Raw genomic sequence first — 16,376 nt, 5'->3', positions numbered from 1 at the left:
CTCTGCCCACGGCGAGGGGGCAGCCGAAGGCCGGGAGTGAGGTGTGGCGCCGGCGCGGCCTTCGCGCGCTGCGTGCCCGCGCACGGCAATTCGCCACCCTCGGGGGACGCCTCGGCCCCCGTGAACGTTTGGAGAGCCGGGGCAGCGGGCATATAATCGCCGTGGAGAAGGACACGATGGCGAACAACACACACGACACGACGACAATCTTGCCCACAAACTACCGATGGAACGCCGTCGCCTTGATGGGCGACTGGATCAGTTTCGGCCTGGCCATGACGTTCGTCAGCGCCAGCACGGTTCTCCCCACGCTGGTGGACCGCCTGTCCGGGTCGCCCATCGCCGTGGGCCTGGTCAGCACGCTGGCCTCGGGCGGGTGGCTGCTGCCGCAGTTATTCGCCGCGGGCCACGTCAGCCGCCTGCCGTGCAAGAAGCCGGCGATCATCGTCCCGTCCCTCTTCGGGCGGCCTATGTTCATCCTCGGCGCGCTGGCCCTGTTCTGGCTCGCCGAGTCGCGGCCCGCGCTGGTGGCGGCCATCATCCTCGCGGGGTTCGGCATCTTCAACGTGTGCGATGGCATCGCCAGCGTCGCGTGGTTTGACCTGTTCAGCAGAGCCATTCCCCCCACGCGCCGGGGGCGGTTCATCGGGATAACGCAGGTCGTGAGCGCCCTGTTGACCACGGGGGTGGGCGGCCTCGTCGGGTACATCCTGGGCGACGGCAGCCCGCTCGCCTATCCGGCCAATTATGCCTCGCTGTTTCTTGCGGCGGCGGGCTTTCTTGCCCTTTCGCTTCTGTTCTGCGCCAACATCCGCGAGACCCCCTGCCCGGTGGACGACGCCGCGCTGACTCTCCGAGACTACGCGCGCGAACTCGGCGCCATCTGGCGCGGCGACGCGAATTTTCGCACCATCTCCGCCATTCGGCTGCTGCTGGGGCTGACTTCGCTTTCATCGCCGTTCTACGCGGTGTACGCCATCAACCAGAAAGGGGTGCCCACAGGGACCATCGGGCTTTTCCTGTCGGCGCAGATCGTGGGCGGCTTCCTGTACTCCATCCTGGGCGGGTACCTTCTGGAGCGGTTCGGGGGGCGGCTGACCACCCGCGTGGAGGCGTTTATCGCCCTGTTCGCGCCGGCGCTGGCCACGATCGCGGGCGTGTTCCTGCCCGGCCATTCGCCGTGGTTCGCGGGTGTCTATCTCCTGCTGTTCGCCTCGCTCGGCGCGCTCAACAGTTCGTTCATGTTGGGCCACATGAACTACCTGCTGGAGATTTCGCCCGAAAGCAAGCGGCCCATCTACGTCGGGTTGAGCAACACCCTCACCAGCGTCATCATTGCTTTCCCGCTCCTCGGGGGCGCGCTGGCGAGCGCCGTGTCGTATGAGCCGCTGTTCGCCCTCACCGCACTGGGACTTCTGCCCGCGCTGTGGCTGACGGCGCGCCTGGTGGAGCCGCGCAAGTTGGCGCAATCCGCTTGACGCCGCCCACCTTCGGGAGACACGTGGGGCGGCTTTCCATAGCCGCCGTAGGCCGGGGCAGGCGTGGAAACCTGCCCTACGGTTTCCCATTCGCGTGATTCGCGTGCATTCGCGGTCACAGTAAGCACGTAGGGCGGCTTTCCATAGCCGCCGGATGCAGGGGCAGGTATGGGAACCTGCCCTACGCTCGGTAACCGCTATCCACGAATAACACGAATCCACACGAATGGAGGATGGAAGACATGTAGGGCGGCTTTCCATAGTCGCCGTGGGCAGGGGGCAGGTACGGAAACCTGCCCTACGCTCGCTTTGCAAGCCGGCCTGCACGAGGTTGCTGCCAGACCCCTTGCCGCCCTGCCCCGCCTCATGGTATAATGAGTGCGGGTAGGAGACGGGCACGTTTCGGGCTGCGCACCCTGTGCCTCCCGACACAGAAGGGGGCCGCATGTCCGCACGGATGGATCACTTCATCCCTGCGCGAACCCGCATGGGGGCGGGTTTCCTGGAGTCGTATCTGCCGCCCCTGGCAGAGAACGTCGTGGCCGCCTGCATAGAGGCCCTCACCGCCCCGGGCGACGTGGTGCTGGACCCATTCTGCCAGTCGCCGGCCGTGGTCCTGGCCGCGGCATCGCTGGGGCGGCGCATCATCGCCAGCAGCGCCAACCCCATAGACGCCTTCGCCGTCCAGCAGACCCTTGCGCCCCCTCCCGAGAAGCAACTCAACGCCGCCGCGACGGCCCTGGGCCAGACCCTGCGCGGCACGACCCTGCTGCGCGAGCACATCCTCCGCCTGTACCGGTGCGCGTGCCCTTCGTGCCGCCGCCAGACCTTCGCCGATTACTTCATCTGGGACTTGGAGCGCAATGCGCCCGTTGAGAAGTACGTGCGCTGCCCCGCGTGCGGGTTCCAGGGTTCCGCTACGGTTCAGGATGACGACATGGCCGTGCTGGAGCAAGTTGAGGGCAAGGGGCTGACCTACTTCTTCGTCCTGGACCGATTGTCGCCGCCCGGAGACCTGGCCCGCCAGGAAGGGGAGGCGCTCCTGAAGTTCTACACCACGCGCGCCCGCTACGCCCTGACGCAGATGGTCATCAAGACTGAAGCGGAATTCGCCAACACGCCCGAGGAGAAGGCGCTGAAGTATCTGCTGCTGGGGTGCATGGTGCGGTGCGGCCTGTTCAATCGCCCACCCGTAACCCCGGACACGCCCGCCATGCGCACAAGCGGCCTCGGCCTGGAGCGCAACGTGTGGCTTGCCTTTGAGGAGGCGTGGAAAGAATGGCGAGAAACCCCGCGCCCTCCCACCATCGCCGGCCTGAGTTCCCTGACCGGCGCGGATGGTGTGGCCGGGGTGCTGGCCGGCGGAAGGGAAACCAGCGCCGCCGTGCTCCACTGCGCGGTGCGCGAACTCGCCCGGGCGCTGCCCGTCCAAAGCGTGCGGCTCGTCGTAACAGGGCTGTCCAACATCGGCCAGCGCTACTGGCGGCTTTGCTTTCTGTGGGCGGGCTGGCTGTTCGGGAAGGAGAGCGCGGCGTACCTGAAGCCCCTGCTCCGTCAGCCCGTACCCGACTGGGCCTGGTACGTGCGGACGATGGGCGCGGCGTTCCAGGCGCTCCGCCCCAAACTGCACCTGCACGGCCATCTCGCACTGCTACTGTCGCCGCGGCGGAGCACTCAGGCGGAGGCGGCCCTGATGGCGGGGGCGCTGGCCGGGTTCCGCCCCGCCGCCCACGTGTACGGGCCTCGGTCCGTCGCCGAGGCCGTGCAGGGCGGGGGCGACTATCGCATCATCCTGGCCAAAGGCGCGGAGATTTTGGAGGGGGTAGCGCGCCCGCCTGACGCGGGCCTCCTGCGCAACGAGATCCGAGACGAGGCGGAGCACGGCGCGCGTGAGGCCCTCGCCCAGCGGGGCGAACCCCTGCCGACCGGCTGGCTGCGCCACGGAGCCTTTGCCCGCCTGGCCCAGCGAGGCCTTCTCCAGCGCGCCCTGCTGCCCAGAGACGAGGGCCATTCCGGCTACGAGGTCATCCACAAGGCGGTGGAAGAGGCGCTCGGCAAGGATGCCCGCGAACCCCTGGTGCCCATGGAGTGGGAGGCGCGCTTCGTCCCGGATGCTCTGTTCCCCATGCTGTGGCCGCGGGAGGCGTCGGAGGTTGCCCCGCCGCTGGCCGACCGCGTGGAGACCGCCGTGGCCGAGATTCTGCGGGAGACGCTGGTCCTCCGCCGCGAGGATTGCGAGGAGGCCCTCTATCGCCGATTCCCGGGCCTGCAAACGCCCGAGCAGGATTTGGTCCAGGCGTGCCTGGAATCCTACGCGCAGGAGACATCCCCTGGCTGGGTTCGGCTTCGCGACGAGGATCAGCCCGAGCGCGTCCGCCTGGCCCTGGCGGCGTTCGTCGCCGACATGGAGACATTGGGACGGCGGATGGGGCTTCAGGTGGCTGCCGACAGGCCGCCGTACCATGTGGTGTGGGTCGCCAACGGGGCGGCCCATGCGTTCGTGTTCTCGCCGACGGCTCTCATCCACACGCTGGCGGCGCTCGGCCCGCCCGACGCGAACGCGGCCCGCTATCTGGTGATACCGGAATCCCGCGTTGCCCTGCTGCGGCTGAAACTGCGCCGTTCGCCCATCTACGGGCGCATCCTTCAACAGGGCGACTGGACGCTCATCCGCCAGCCCTTCATCCAGGCGCTGCTCAAACTGCCCAGCGTGGACATCCATTCGCTGAAGCAGGCCGTGGGGCTGGATCCCATCATGGAAAAGGGCGAGGCGCAGATTCCGTTGTTCTAGCGGGCGACGATGGGGGAAACCAAAAAGCGCGTTCCCCGCGAGGGAGCGCGCTTCCGGGTGGTGGCGGCGGAGGGCTTTGAACCCCCGACACAGGGCTTATGAGTCCCCTGCTCTACCTGCTGAGCTACGCCGCCACAACACACGGCAGGTGGGATACCTGCCGTGTCTCAGGTAGCGGGGGTTGGATTTGAACCAACGACCTTCGGGTTATGAGCCCGACGAGCTGCCACTGCTCCACCCCGCAACGTTGCACCTGTATTATATGCCAGAGCGGCGAATTCGTCAAAACTGACCCTCCCGAAGACCCCAAGGGTTTCCAAGGTCTTTGGGTCCAATTCCCATTCGTGTAGATTCGTGTTATTCGTGGATGACGCCAGCCCGCAGGGCTTCGCCCGTTCAGCCCGATGCTTCAGCGTCGGGCGGGTGCATCGCACCTTTTTCGCCAACGAAAAAGGAGCGGATCTGGCCCGCAAAACAGTTGACAGCCGGCGAGAGTCGTGGTATGATATCCATGGTTCCGGCTGCGTCTGAGAGGCTAGTCCCACCCCGCTCATGGCGGGCTTCTTTGACCTTGTGGGGAGAGGCCAGAGAGTTGGCGCGAAAGCGAGATAAACAACCGATTACTTTGCTCATCGTCCCGCCGCAGCCTGAGCGCGCGCCGGTCAGTCTGCGCTTTCCACGGTGGACTCTTCCCCTGTTCCTCATCTTGGGGCTTGCGTTTTTCCTGGCCCTGGGCTACTTCGTGGATTCCCGCGCCAACCTGGAGCGCGAACTGGCCCACTACCGTCGCATGGTGGAACTGGAGAGTTCGCGTCAGCGGGAGATGCGCGACACGATTCTGGCCCAGCAGGAAGAGACCAAATCCCTCGCCGCCCAGGTCGCCGAGTTCCAGGAAAGCCTGAGCGAGGTGGACCGCCTGGCGCAGCAGGTGGAGCAAATGATGGGGCTTTCCACGCCGACGCCCACGCCCACGGCTGAGCCTGCGTCCGAAAGCGCGCCGGCCGAAAGCCAGGGGGCGGTGGGCGGGCAGGCTGCAGCGCCACCCGTCCCGACCCCCGCGCCGCGCACCCTCAGCAGCCGCGGCACGCGCCCGACCATGGGGCTTGTGGATGCCAACATGGCCGAGATCGCCACGCTAGAGGCCTCGTTGCCCCTTCGCATCGCGCACCTCAACGAACTCATCGCCGAGGCCAACAAGCGACTGGAGCGCATTGACCCCGAGAAGCGGACGACGAAAGAGCAACTGGAGCGCGAACTGCGCCTCCTGGCCGCAGCGCCGCACGGGTGGCCGCTGGACGGCAAGGTGGAGATTACCTCGGAATTCGGGTACAGGGTCTTGCAGGGCGTGCGCGAATTCCACGAGGGCGTGGACCTGAACGCCTGGTATGGCACGCCCGTGAAGGCAACCAAAGACGGGACGGTTACGTTTGCCGGCTGGCGTGGCGGGCTGGGTTGGACCGTGGAGATCAAACACGAAGAAGGCTTCGTAACCATCTACGGCCACAACTCCCGCCTGCTGGTGAAGAAGGGCGCGCAGGTCAAGGCGGGGGATGTGATCGCCCGTTCCGGTTCCACCGGCCGCAGCACCGGCCCGCACGTGCACTACGAGATTCTCCTCAACGGCAAGCCGGTGGATCCGATGAAATACATCGGGCTGGACACCAAGCCATAACCCCCTTCGGGTCGCGGCGCTCCTGTACTCGCTTCGGCCGACGCACGCGCAGCCGCCCCCGAAGGTTTCGCATACAAATCGGACCGCAAGGAGATATGACGTTGAGTCTAGGCAAAGATAGGCAGCGCGGTTCTGACCGCATAGAAACCGTGATCGGCCCCAACGCGCGCTTTTCCGGAAAACTGGAGACCGACGGCGGCCTGCGCATTGACGGCCTGTGCGAAGGTTCCATCCAGGCGGCGGGCAATGTGATCGTCGGCGAGCAGGGGCGCGTCCTGGCCGACATCAAGGCCAGCAACGTCTCGGTCTCGGGCGCGGTCAAGGGCAAGATCGTCGCATCGGGCCGGCTGGAAATCCTGTCCACGGGCAAGGTCTGGGGCGACATCGCCGTGGCCTCATTCCTCATAGAGGAGGGCGGGTTCTTCCGAGGCCAAAGCCTCATGGCCGGCGCCGAGGAGCCGCCGCTGCTCAAGGCCCCCGAGGCGAAGACCGAGCCGCCTGCCCTGGAAGGCGAAGTGGTAGACGCCGAAGAGTCGTAGGCCCACAAAAAGGGGGCCCCCTCTCGGCGGCACCTTCCGAGAGGGGGATCAGCAAAGGAGGCAACCAGAAGCCCTGGCTGAGCGTCTGGGTAGCCCACAACGGTGATTGTGTAACTTGGCACAAGTATACACCCGTTCTCGGAGATTGTCAAAAAAAGCACAATCTCTGAAAGCCTCCGATGCCCCCTGGGATCTCTGTTCCATTCGGTAGATTCGTGTCGCTCGTGATGAAGTCCCTACGGGATGACTTCGCTGCCGAAACGTGGAATGACATCGGATGCTGTGGCGTCGCCGACATGGCGTGAAACCGAATCGTCCCGTCGGTTTGACAGCGCCCAGCATTTGTGATAAACTGTACAGCGTTCCTGGGGATCTGGCGGGGATTGAAGAATTCCCGATACAGCGTGGTATCCTAACTCTATGTATGGAGGAATCCTCAGGTTATGCCAAGCGATTTTGTCCCCATCCTCATCTTGCTTGCGGTGGCAGGCATCCTGTCCGTATTAGCCCTTGGGGTTCCCGCAGTCCTAGGCCCCAAACGCAAGAATCCCGTCAAACTCCTTCCCTATGAGTCCGGCAAGATTCCGTTCCAGAGCCCGCGCGAACGCCCATTCTCGGTGAGGTATTACCGCTTCGCCATGCTGTTCGCCCTGCTGGACATGGTCGTGGTCTTCCTGTACCTGTGGGCCGCCAGGGTTCGGGATTTGGGATGGCCGGGCTTGTTGGGGATTCTCCTTTTCCTCCTCATGGCCTTCGTGGGCTACATCTACGTCTGGCGGAAGGGAGCGTTGGAATGGGACTAGAGACCAAACTGCCCGATGGCGTTGTCCTCACAACGCTGGAGTCTGCGGTCAACTGGTGCCGCAAGTATTCGGTGTGGCCGCTGCTATTCGGTCTGGCGTGTTGCGCGATAGAGATGATGACCGCCGGCATGTCGCGGTATGACATTGCCCGGTTCGGCGCCGAGGTCTTCCGCGCCACCCCGCGCCAGCCCGACCTGATGATCGTGGCCGGCCGCGTGTCCAACAAGATGGCCCCGGTGGTCAAGCGCCTGTACGACCAGATGGCCGAACCCAAGTGGGTCATCGCCATGGGGGCCTGCGCGTCTTCCGGCGGCATGTTCCACAACTACGCCATCCTCCAGGGCGTGGACAAGATCATCCCGGTGGACATCTACATCCCCGGGTGCCCGCCGCGCCCCGAAGCCCTGTTCTATGCCCTGACCCAACTGCAGCAGAAGATCATGACCCAGCGGTTCAAGGACTTTGCGTAGCCCCATTTCCTGAACGTGGATGGTAGGCATGGCTATGACCGATAACAACGTGCTCTTGGAGAGGCTCAAGGCGCAGTTCCCCGACGCGATCCAGGGTGTTTACGAGTTCCGGGACGAGACCACCCTCACGGTCGGCGCAGATCATCTCCTGCCCGTTTGTCGCTTCCTCCGCGATGACCCCGACGCGCAGTTCAACCATCTGGCGTTTGTTACCGCGGTGGACTATTCGGCCTTGGGGCGGGAGCCGCGCTTTGCCGCCGTGTACCAGTTGTACTCGCTCCCCCATCGGCGCGTGCTGCGCCTCAAAGTGCCGCTGGCGGGGGACAACCCCACCGCTCCCAGCGTTGTGGACATCTGGCCGGGCGCCAACTGGCACGAGCGCGAGGCCTATGACCTCATGGGAGTCCGCTTCAAGGGTCATCCCGACCTGCGCCGCATCATGCTGCCCGACGACTGGGTGGGCCATCCGCTGCGGAAGGACTATCCGCTGGGCGGCGAGCCGGTGGCTTTTACCCCCACGCTGGACGACCCCGCGCTGGAGGGCCTGGGAACGCAGGTGTTGGACCCCGTCTCGGTGCCGCCGGTGCGCCCGCCCGAGGCCCAGCCCCACACCCTGGTCCTGAACATGGGCCCCCAGCACCCCAGCACCCACGGCGTGCTGCGCGTGGTGGTGGAACTGGACGGCGAGACCATGCTCAACGCCTGGCCCGACATCGGCCACCTGCACTCGGGCATTGAGAAAACCGCCGAGTACAAGACCTACGCGCAGGTGCTCCCCTACACCGACCGCATGGACTACGTCGCGGCCATGACTAACAACATGGGGTACGTGATCGCCGTGGAGAAACTCCTGGGCGTGGAGATTCCGCCGCGCGCCCAGTACCTGCGGGTCATCATGTGCGAACTCCAGCGCCTGGCCGCGCACCTGGTGTGGGTGGGCACCCACTGTCTGGACCTGGCGGGTACCATCAACGCCCTGCTCCAATACGCCTTCGCCACCCGCGAGGACATCCTGAACATCTTTGAGATGGTCTCGGGCGCGCGCCTCACTCCCAGTTACATCCGCATCGGCGGCGTGGCGCGGGACGTGCCGCCGGGGTTTGTGCCCGCCGTCAAGCGATTCCTGGACACTTTCCCCAAGTGGCATCGCGACATCGCGCGCATGCTGGACGAGAACCCCATCTGGCTGTCGCGCGTCAAGGGCATCGGCGCGCTGACCGCCGAGCAGGCCATCGGGCTGGGTGTAACCGGCCCCGTGCTGCGCTCCACGGGCGTGGCCTACGACGTGCGCAAGTACGCGCCGTACTCGTCCTACGATCAGTTTGAGTTTGACATCCCCACCGGCACCAACGGCGACTGCTACGACCGATACCTGGTGCGCATGGAGGAGATGCGGCAGAGCGTGCGCATCATCCAGCAGGCCATCGCCAAGTTGCCCGAAGGCCCCGTGCAGTGCGACGACCGCAAGATCGTCTTCCCACCGCGCGAGGAACTGGATTCCAGCATGGAGGCCCTCATCCACCACTTCAAACTGGTTACCGAGGGATTCCACCCGCCCGAAGGCGAGGTCTATGCCTGCGTGGAGGCCCCCAAGGGCGAGATCGGCTACTACATCGTGTCGGACGGCGGGCCCAAGCCCTACCGGCTGAAGATTCGCGGGCCGTCGTTCTCCAATCTGCAGGCCGCCAGTTTGATGGCGAAAGGGCACATGTTCTCCGATATGGTGGCCATCATCGGCTCCATAGACATCACCCTGGGCGAGGTGGATCGCTAGCGATTGAGGCGGGAGGTTCACGTGCTGTCTGACAAGGTCAAATCGGAAATCCAGCAACTCAAGGCGCGCTACCCACACCCCAATTCGGCGCTCCTGCCCGCGCTCGCGCTGGCGCAGAAAGAGCACGGCTGGCTCAGTCCCGAGGTGTTGGAAGAGGTAGCCGAGGTCATGGAACTATCGCCGGCGCAAGTGGGGTCCGTCGCCAGTTTCTACACCATGTTCAACCGCCGCCCGGTTGGCAAGTACCTGATCCAGGTATGCACCAACGTGGCGTGCTCCCTCCTGGGGGCCGAGCATCTTGTGGAGCACCTCAAGCAGAAACTGGGCATCGGCGTGGGCGAGACCACACCCGACGGGCGCTTCACGCTGTTGGAGGTGGAATGCTTGGGGTCGTGCGGCACCGCGCCGGTCATGCAAATCAACGACACCTACTACGAGAACCTGACGGCGGAGAAGGTGGACCAGATTCTGGCGGAACTGCGCAGCCGATAGTTGTACCTGAATAGCCAGGAGACGCACATGGCAGAACCAATCCTATTGCGCAACGTGGGAGTGCCGGACTCTCACACGATAGAGGTGTACATGCAGCGCGGGGGGTATCAGGCCCTGCCCAAGGCCCTGAAGGAGTACGAGCCCGCCGCGCTGGTGGACCTGGTGAAGCGTTCGGGCTTGCGCGGCCGGGGCGGCGCGGGCTTCCCGGCGGGCGTCAAGTGGAGTTTCCTCCCCAAGGGCGTGTACCCGCGCTATCTCGTCTGCAACGCCGACGAAGGCGAACCGGGGACGTTCAAAGACCGCGTCCTCATTGAACACGACCCGCACGGCCTGATTGAGGGCATCATCATTTCATGCTACGCCTGCGAAGTCAACACCGCGTTCATCTACATCCGCGGGGAATACGAATTCGGCGCGCGGCGGCTGGAGCAGGCCGTCCAGGAAGCCTACGCACACGGGTTCTTGGGCAAGAACATCTTGGGCAGCGGCTTCAACCTGGACCTCATCGTGCACCGCGGCGCCGGGGCCTACATCTGCGGCGAGGAGACGGGCCTCCTCACCTCGCTGGAGGGCGACCGGGGCCATCCCAAACTGAAGCCGCCTTTCCCCGCCAGCGAGGGCCTCTACCGCAAGCCCACCGTCATCAACAACGTGGAGACCCTGTTCAACGTGCCCTTCATCGTGGAGCGGGGCGCCGAATGGTACACCAGCATGGGCACCGAGAAAAGCCCCGGCCTCAAACTGTTCTGCATCAGCGGGCACGTGAACAAGCCGGGCGTGTACGAACTGCCTCTGGCCACGCCGTTGCGTACCCTCATCTACGACTACGCGGGCGGGCCGCTGGAGGGCAAGCCCATCAAGGCCATCATCCCGGGCGGGTCGTCCACGCCGATGATCACGCCGGAAAACCTGGACGTGCCGCTGGACTACGAGTCGCTGGCGGCCATCGGCACCATGCTGGGGTCGGGCGCGGTCATCGTCATCGGCGAGGGCACGTGCATCGTGCGGACGGTGGAGCGCCTGGCCGAGTTCTACCGCCACGAGTCCTGCGGCAAGTGCATCCCCTGCCGCGAGGGCACCGACTGGCTGTACAAAATCCTGCACCGCATTGAGCACGGCGCGGGCCGCGAGGAGGATTTGCCGCTCCTGCTGGACATCTGCAGCAACATCGGCGGCAAGAGTTTCTGCCCGCTGGGCGATGCGGCTCTGGGGCCGGTGCGCTCTAGCATCGCCCATTTCCGCGACGAGTACCTGCAACACATTCGCGACAAGCGTTGCCCATACCAGGATTAGCAAGAGTACCTGCGTTTCTACACCAATGAGGTAGGCGCTGCATGGAAGTTCTGGTGAATGTAACGATAGACGGTCAACAGACGAGCGTCCGCGCCGGCACAACCGTGCTGGATGCCGCGAAGCAACTCGGCATCACCATCCCGACCTTCTGCTACTACGCCAAACTGGTGGGCATCGGCGCGTGCCGCATGTGCCTGGTGGAAGTGGAGAAAATGCGCGGCCTCCAGACAGCCTGCACGACCAAAGTGCAGGAGGGCATGGTAGTCCGCACCAACACGCCGGAGGTCATCAAGACGCGCCAGGGCGTGCTGGAGTTCCTCCTCACCAACCACCCGCTGGATTGCCCCATCTGCGACAAGGGCGGCGAATGCGATTTGCAGGATCAGGTCTTCCGGTTCGGCGGAACCGTCAGCCGCTACGTGGAGGAGAAACGCCACAAGGCGAAGGCAAAGCCGCTGGGGCCTTTCGTGATGAAGGACGAGGAGCGGTGTGTCCTGTGCCGCCGTTGCATCCGCTTCCTGGAGGAGTGGCCGGGCGATGTGGAACTGGACGCCTTTGAGCGCGGGCGCAACACCGTCGTGGACACGTTCTACGGCCGCCCGCTCACGTCGCCGTTCTCGGGCAACATCGTTGACCTCTGCCCGGTGGGTGCGCTGACCAGCATCCCCTTCCGATTCAAGGCGCGCAGTTGGGAACTCCAGCGCACCCCCAGCATCTGCACGCTGTGCGGCGCGGGGTGCAATCTCACGCTGCACGCTAAGGCCAACCGCCTTCTGCGGGCCGTGGGCCGCGAGAACCCGGATGTGAACGACGAGTGGCTGTGCGACCGCGGGCGCTTTGGGCAGGACTACGTGCGCAGCGACCAGCGCCTGAAGACGCCCATGATCCGCAAGGACGGCAAACTCCAGCCCGCGACATGGGACGAGGCGCTGGCCTTTGCTGCGCGTCGCCTCCAGGAGATTGCCCAGACGGCCAACCCGGACGTTGTCGCGGCCATCGGTTCGGCGCGCGCCAGCAATGAGGCCAACTACGTGCTCCAGAAGTGGGCCCGCGCCGTCGTGGGCACCAACAACGTGGACTTCGCGGGGCGGCCTGCCGATGGGGCCGCGCCTCTGTCGGCGGTAACGGCGCCCCTCCGCGCCGGCGTGGTCGTGCTCCTGGGCGTGGACCCGCTGGGCGACGCGCCAATGGTGGACCTCTGGATTCGCCGCGCTGCGCTCACGAAAGGCACCCGCGTCATCGCCATCGGCCCCAAGCGCCCCGTCGTCAGCCGCTACGGCATCTGGCTGGGGTGCCGGCCGGGCACCGAATCGGCAGTCCTCGCCGCGCTGTTGCACCTGCTGGCCCGCGACGAGCGCGTGCAGAGCGCCAGCCACGCCGACATCGCCGCGTGGACGAAGGACTACGCGCCCGACCGCGTGGCCGAAGCCACCGGCGTGAGCGCGCAGGATATGAAACAGGCCGCCAACTGGCTCGCCGAAAAGGGCGCGCCGCTGGTGCTGTACGGTAGCGGGGCAGACCTGCCGCCCGTTCGGAATCTGGTGGCGCTTTTGGGCGGCGAGGCCGGCTACCTCGCGCCGCAGCCCAACGCCTGGGGCGCGCTGCTCATGGGCGCCGTTCCGGATCGCTACCCGGGCGGCGCGTCGGTGGAAGACGCCAAGGCCCGCGACAGTTTCGGCAAGCGTTGGGATGCGAAACTCTCGCCGCGCAAGGGGCTGGCCCTGCGCGAGATGCTGGCCGGCTGCCGCGAGGGCACCGTCCAGGCCATGCTCGTGGTGGAGACCGACCTGGTGCATGAGCATCCGGGCGCGGCCGAGGCGCTGCGCACGCTGCGGTTCCTGGTCGTTGTGGATCACTTCCTCACCGCCACGGCGGAACTGGCCGACGTGGTCTTCCCGTCCGCCGCGCCATCGGAAACGGACGGGACATTCCTGAACCTGACGCGACGGCTCCAGCGGGCGGCCCAGGCGGTGTACCCGCCCAAGGGCGTGCGCCCGGCGTGGAAAATCGTGGCCGACCTGGCGAATGCGACCCCGGGCCGCGAAAAGAAGCGCGGCGCTGAGTCGCACTGGGACTACGAGGCGGCGCCCGAAATCTGGCGCGAGATCACGCGGGGCGTCGCCGTGTGCCGTGAGTGCACGTATGAAACCATCGGGGCCGCGGGCTGGCAACCCGAATCGGCGGCGGAGAAGGTCAAGCCCGCGTCCTTCGCGGTGGAGTACCCCGTCGCGCCCGAAGGCTATCCGTTGGGGCTGGCGGCCGGGCGGGCGCTTTTCCCGAACGCCGTGCCTGCCCGCCACTCGGCGACCCTCGCGCCTGTCCAGTGGGGCGATGCGCTGCTGATCCACCCGCAGGATGCCGAGGCGCGCGGCGTGAAGACGGGCGATGCCGTTCGCGTTGCCTCGGCCAGGGGGGCCGTGGTACTGAAGGCCCAGGTGTCGCCCGATGTCGTGCCAGGTTGCGTGTGGGCCTGCCAGGATTCGGTCGCGGCCGTCCTGGAAACGCCCGACAGGGCCACGTTCGTGAAACTGTCGCGTTCGTAGAATCGCAAGAACTCGGGGAGTGCACATGGACTGGATAGACACGCTGCTGATTCCGGCTATCAAGGCCATCGTGGTAACGTTGGGATTGCTGGTCGGCTTCGCCTACATGACGCTGGCCGAGCGCAAGATTTGCGCGCGGTTCCAACTGCGCTACGGCCCCAATCAGGCGGGGCCATTCGGCATCTTCCAGCCGATTGCCGACGCCCTGAAGGCCATCTTCAAGGAAGAGATCATTCCGGAGCATGTGGACAAGTGGCTCTACGTCCTGTGCCCCGTGCTGGCCATGGCGCCCGCCATCCTGGCCTTTGCGGTGATTCCCGTCGGGCGGCCCATCGTCATCGCCGGCCGCACCATCACGCTGCAACTGGCGGACATCAACGTGGGGCTGCTGTACCCCATGGCCGTGGCCGGCCTGGGCGCCTACGGCATCGTGCTGGGCGGGTGGTCGTCCAACAACAACTACTCTCTGCTGGGCGCGCTGCGCACCACGGCGCAAATCATCAGTTACGAACTCCCCATGGCCCTGTCGCTGGTGTCGCTGGTCGTCGTTACCGGCACGCTGCGGATGAGCGGCATCGTGGAATACCAGGCGGCGCTGCCCCTCATCGTGCTGCAGCCCATCGGCTTCCTCATCTATTTCATCTGCGGCCTGGCCGAGACCAACCGCTCGCCGTTTGACTTTCCGGAGACGGAGAACGAACTCATCTCCGGCTACAACACCGAGTACGGGGGCATCAAGTTCGCGCTGTTCTTCATGGCCGAGTACATCAACATGATCGTGGTGAGCGCCCTTGTCGCGACGCTGTTCCTGGGCGGCTGGCAGGGGCCGATTCTCCCAGGGTGGCTCTGGTTCTTTATCAAGACGGCGGTCATGCTGTTCGTGTTCATCTGGGTGCGCGCGAGCCTGCCCCGTGCCCGTTACGACAAACTCATGCACTTCTGCTGGAAGTTCCTGACGCCGCTGGCCGCGCTCAACCTGCTGGTTACGGCGGTCGTCGTGCTCATCCTTCGCTGATTGAAGGGCGGGGCGAATCCGCCCTGCGTTGACAGAGGTGGGGCATGTCCATAGTCAATGTGCTCAAGGGGTTCTACGAGATCCTGAAGGCGATGGCGGTTACGCTGAAGTATTTCTTCACCAAGCCGCTCACGGTTCAGTACCCGAAAGAGAAGATCCGCCTGTACCCGCGCTTTCGCGGGCGTCATGAATTGCAGCGTCGCCCCGACGGGCTGGAGTTGTGCGTGGGCTGCGGGTTGTGCGCGGCCATCTGTCCGGCCAGGGCCATCTACGTGGAGGCGGCCGAAAACACCGACGACGCTCGCTACTCGGCCACCGAACGCTACGCGCGGCTGTACGAGATCAACTACACGCGCTGCATCTTCTGCGGGTTCTGCGAGGAGGCCTGCCCCACAGGCGCGCTGAAACTGGGGCACGAGTTCGCACTGGCGAGGGCGTCGCGCGGCGACCTGGTTATGGGCAAGGAGACGCTGCTTCAGCCCGCGACACCCCATGCGATCATACTGGAGGATTGAACAGCATGCTGGAGATCATCCTTTTCGCGTGCTTCGCGCTTGCGGCCATCGCCGGAGCCATCTGGGTGATACTGGGCAAGAACGCCACGTGGAGCGCGTTGGGGCTGCTGGTGAACTTCTGCGCGCTGGGCGCGCTGTACATTATGCTGAACGCCCCGTTCGTGGCGCTGATTCAGTTCATCGTGTACGCGGGCGCCATCGTGGTGATGTTCCTGTTCGTCATCATGTTCCTGATGGTGGCGCGGGGCGAAGGCGAAGACAGGCGGCTCGTCCAGCGGTACGGGGGCATCGCGCTGGCCGTGCTTCTCGCGGTGGGCCTGCTGTACGTGGGGCTGAACGCGGCCATGCCGCGCGCGCCGCTGCCCGCCACGCCGCAGGACAACGTTCAGATATTGGGCCTGATGCTGTTTTCGCAGTATCTGCTGCCGTTGTGGATGGCGGGGGTACTGTTTCTCATCGGGATGATCGCCGTCGTCATGCTGGCTAGACGCCGGCGGGAGGCTTAGCAGCGCCGCACGCAGGCGCGGGCGAATCGGACTTGGACAGGAGAAAGAGATGTCGCTTTCTTCGCTTCACTACTTTATCCTTAGCGCGATTCTGTTTGCTATCGGCGGCATCGGCGTGCTGGTGCGCCGCAACGTCTTCGTCATCTTCATGTGCGTGGAGATGATGCTCAACGCGGTGAACCTGTCGCTGATCGCCTTCGCGCGCTACCTGAACGCACCCGATGGGCAGTTGCTGGTGTTGTTCGTGATGGCCATCGCCGCTGCCGAGGTGGTGGTGGGGCTGGCGATCTTGGTCGCGCTGTACCGCAAACGTCCCACCACGGACGTGGACGAGATGAACGTGCTGCGAGGGTAATGGCCTGTCCAGCGTGATGGGAGGGTGATCTGATGCGCGTAGGGGCGACGCACGCGTCGCCCCTACGGCCAGCGCCCAACGCTTCAGCGTCGGGCGGGGTGAATGCAGTCGCGCGGGGGTGAAACCCCCC

14 protein-coding genes and 2 tRNA genes are annotated in these 16,376 nt (G+C 65.4%); 14 read left to right on the top strand and 2 right to left on the bottom strand.

Features of this window, described 5'->3' with window-relative positions; all coding sequences use genetic code 11:
* The first annotated feature begins 176 nt into the window (after positions 1-176).
* A complete protein-coding gene (locus H5T65_04340; GenBank protein MBC7258453.1) occupies positions 177-1,478 on the top strand; it encodes an MFS transporter in 1,302 nt (433 codons plus the stop codon).
* Positions 1,479-1,923: 445 nt separating this feature from the next.
* Entirely contained in the window at positions 1,924-4,269 is a 2,346-nt protein-coding gene (locus H5T65_04335; GenBank protein MBC7258452.1) for a hypothetical protein, read from the top strand.
* Positions 4,270-4,327: 58 nt separating this feature from the next.
* Here H5T65_04335 and H5T65_04330 read toward each other — a convergent pair.
* A tRNA-Met gene (locus tag H5T65_04330) sits at positions 4,328-4,403 on the bottom strand.
* A 38-nt stretch (positions 4,404-4,441) separates the two neighbouring features.
* Positions 4,442-4,513, bottom strand: a tRNA-Met gene (locus H5T65_04325).
* A 546-nt stretch (positions 4,514-5,059) separates the two neighbouring features.
* On the opposite strand from H5T65_04325, the gene H5T65_04320 reads away from it, so the two are divergent.
* From H5T65_04320 to nuoK, 12 genes are all read left to right on the top strand, one after another.
* Positions 5,060-5,941, top strand: a complete 882-nt coding sequence (locus H5T65_04320) for a peptidoglycan DD-metalloendopeptidase family protein (GenBank protein ID MBC7258451.1) — start codon at positions 5,060-5,062, stop codon at positions 5,939-5,941.
* A gap of 95 nt (positions 5,942-6,036) precedes the next feature.
* Positions 6,037-6,480, top strand: coding sequence for a polymer-forming cytoskeletal protein (locus H5T65_04315; GenBank protein ID MBC7258450.1), 444 nt, complete (start codon positions 6,037-6,039; stop codon positions 6,478-6,480).
* Between the two features lie 443 nt (positions 6,481-6,923).
* On the top strand, positions 6,924-7,283 hold the full coding sequence (ndhC, locus tag H5T65_04310) for an NADH-quinone oxidoreductase subunit A (GenBank protein ID MBC7258449.1): 360 nt from the start codon (positions 6,924-6,926) through the stop codon (positions 7,281-7,283).
* Entirely contained in the window at positions 7,274-7,753 is a 480-nt protein-coding gene (locus tag H5T65_04305) for an NADH-quinone oxidoreductase subunit B (protein ID MBC7258448.1), read from the top strand. Before ndhC ends, H5T65_04305 begins: the two co-directional genes overlap by 10 nt.
* A gap of 34 nt (positions 7,754-7,787) precedes the next feature.
* Positions 7,788-9,527, top strand: a complete 1,740-nt coding sequence (gene nuoD, locus H5T65_04300) for an NADH dehydrogenase (quinone) subunit D (GenBank protein MBC7258447.1) — start codon at positions 7,788-7,790, stop codon at positions 9,525-9,527.
* Positions 9,528-9,530: 3 nt separating this feature from the next.
* A complete protein-coding gene (gene nuoE / locus H5T65_04295; protein ID MBC7258446.1) occupies positions 9,531-10,019 on the top strand; it encodes an NADH-quinone oxidoreductase subunit NuoE in 489 nt (162 codons plus the stop codon).
* Between the two features lie 27 nt (positions 10,020-10,046).
* A complete protein-coding gene (gene nuoF / locus H5T65_04290; GenBank protein ID MBC7258445.1) occupies positions 10,047-11,312 on the top strand; it encodes an NADH-quinone oxidoreductase subunit NuoF in 1,266 nt (421 codons plus the stop codon).
* A 41-nt stretch (positions 11,313-11,353) separates the two neighbouring features.
* Positions 11,354-13,855, top strand: a complete 2,502-nt coding sequence (gene nuoG, locus H5T65_04285) for an NADH-quinone oxidoreductase subunit NuoG (GenBank protein ID MBC7258444.1) — start codon at positions 11,354-11,356, stop codon at positions 13,853-13,855.
* Positions 13,856-13,880: 25 nt separating this feature from the next.
* Positions 13,881-14,870 carry an NADH-quinone oxidoreductase subunit NuoH gene (gene nuoH / locus H5T65_04280; protein ID MBC7258443.1) on the top strand — a complete coding sequence of 330 codons (990 nt, stop codon included), beginning with the start codon at positions 13,881-13,883 and terminating at the stop codon, positions 14,868-14,870.
* A gap of 44 nt (positions 14,871-14,914) precedes the next feature.
* Entirely contained in the window at positions 14,915-15,385 is a 471-nt protein-coding gene (gene nuoI / locus H5T65_04275; GenBank protein ID MBC7258442.1) for an NADH-quinone oxidoreductase subunit NuoI, read from the top strand.
* A 5-nt stretch (positions 15,386-15,390) separates the two neighbouring features.
* Positions 15,391-15,891: an NADH-quinone oxidoreductase subunit J gene (locus H5T65_04270; GenBank protein MBC7258441.1), complete on the top strand. Its 501-nt coding sequence runs from the start codon at positions 15,391-15,393 to the stop codon at positions 15,889-15,891.
* A gap of 49 nt (positions 15,892-15,940) precedes the next feature.
* A complete protein-coding gene (gene nuoK / locus H5T65_04265) occupies positions 15,941-16,246 on the top strand; it encodes an NADH-quinone oxidoreductase subunit NuoK (protein ID MBC7258440.1) in 306 nt (101 codons plus the stop codon).
* Positions 16,247-16,376: the final 130 nt, after the last annotated feature.

The organism is Chloroflexota bacterium (assembly GCA_014360805.1).
GTDB lineage: Bacteria > Chloroflexota > Anaerolineae > DTLA01 > DTLA01 > DTLA01.
The sequence above is the reverse complement of the archived record's forward strand: the minus strand, read 5'-3'. Positions and strand labels throughout refer to the sequence as shown.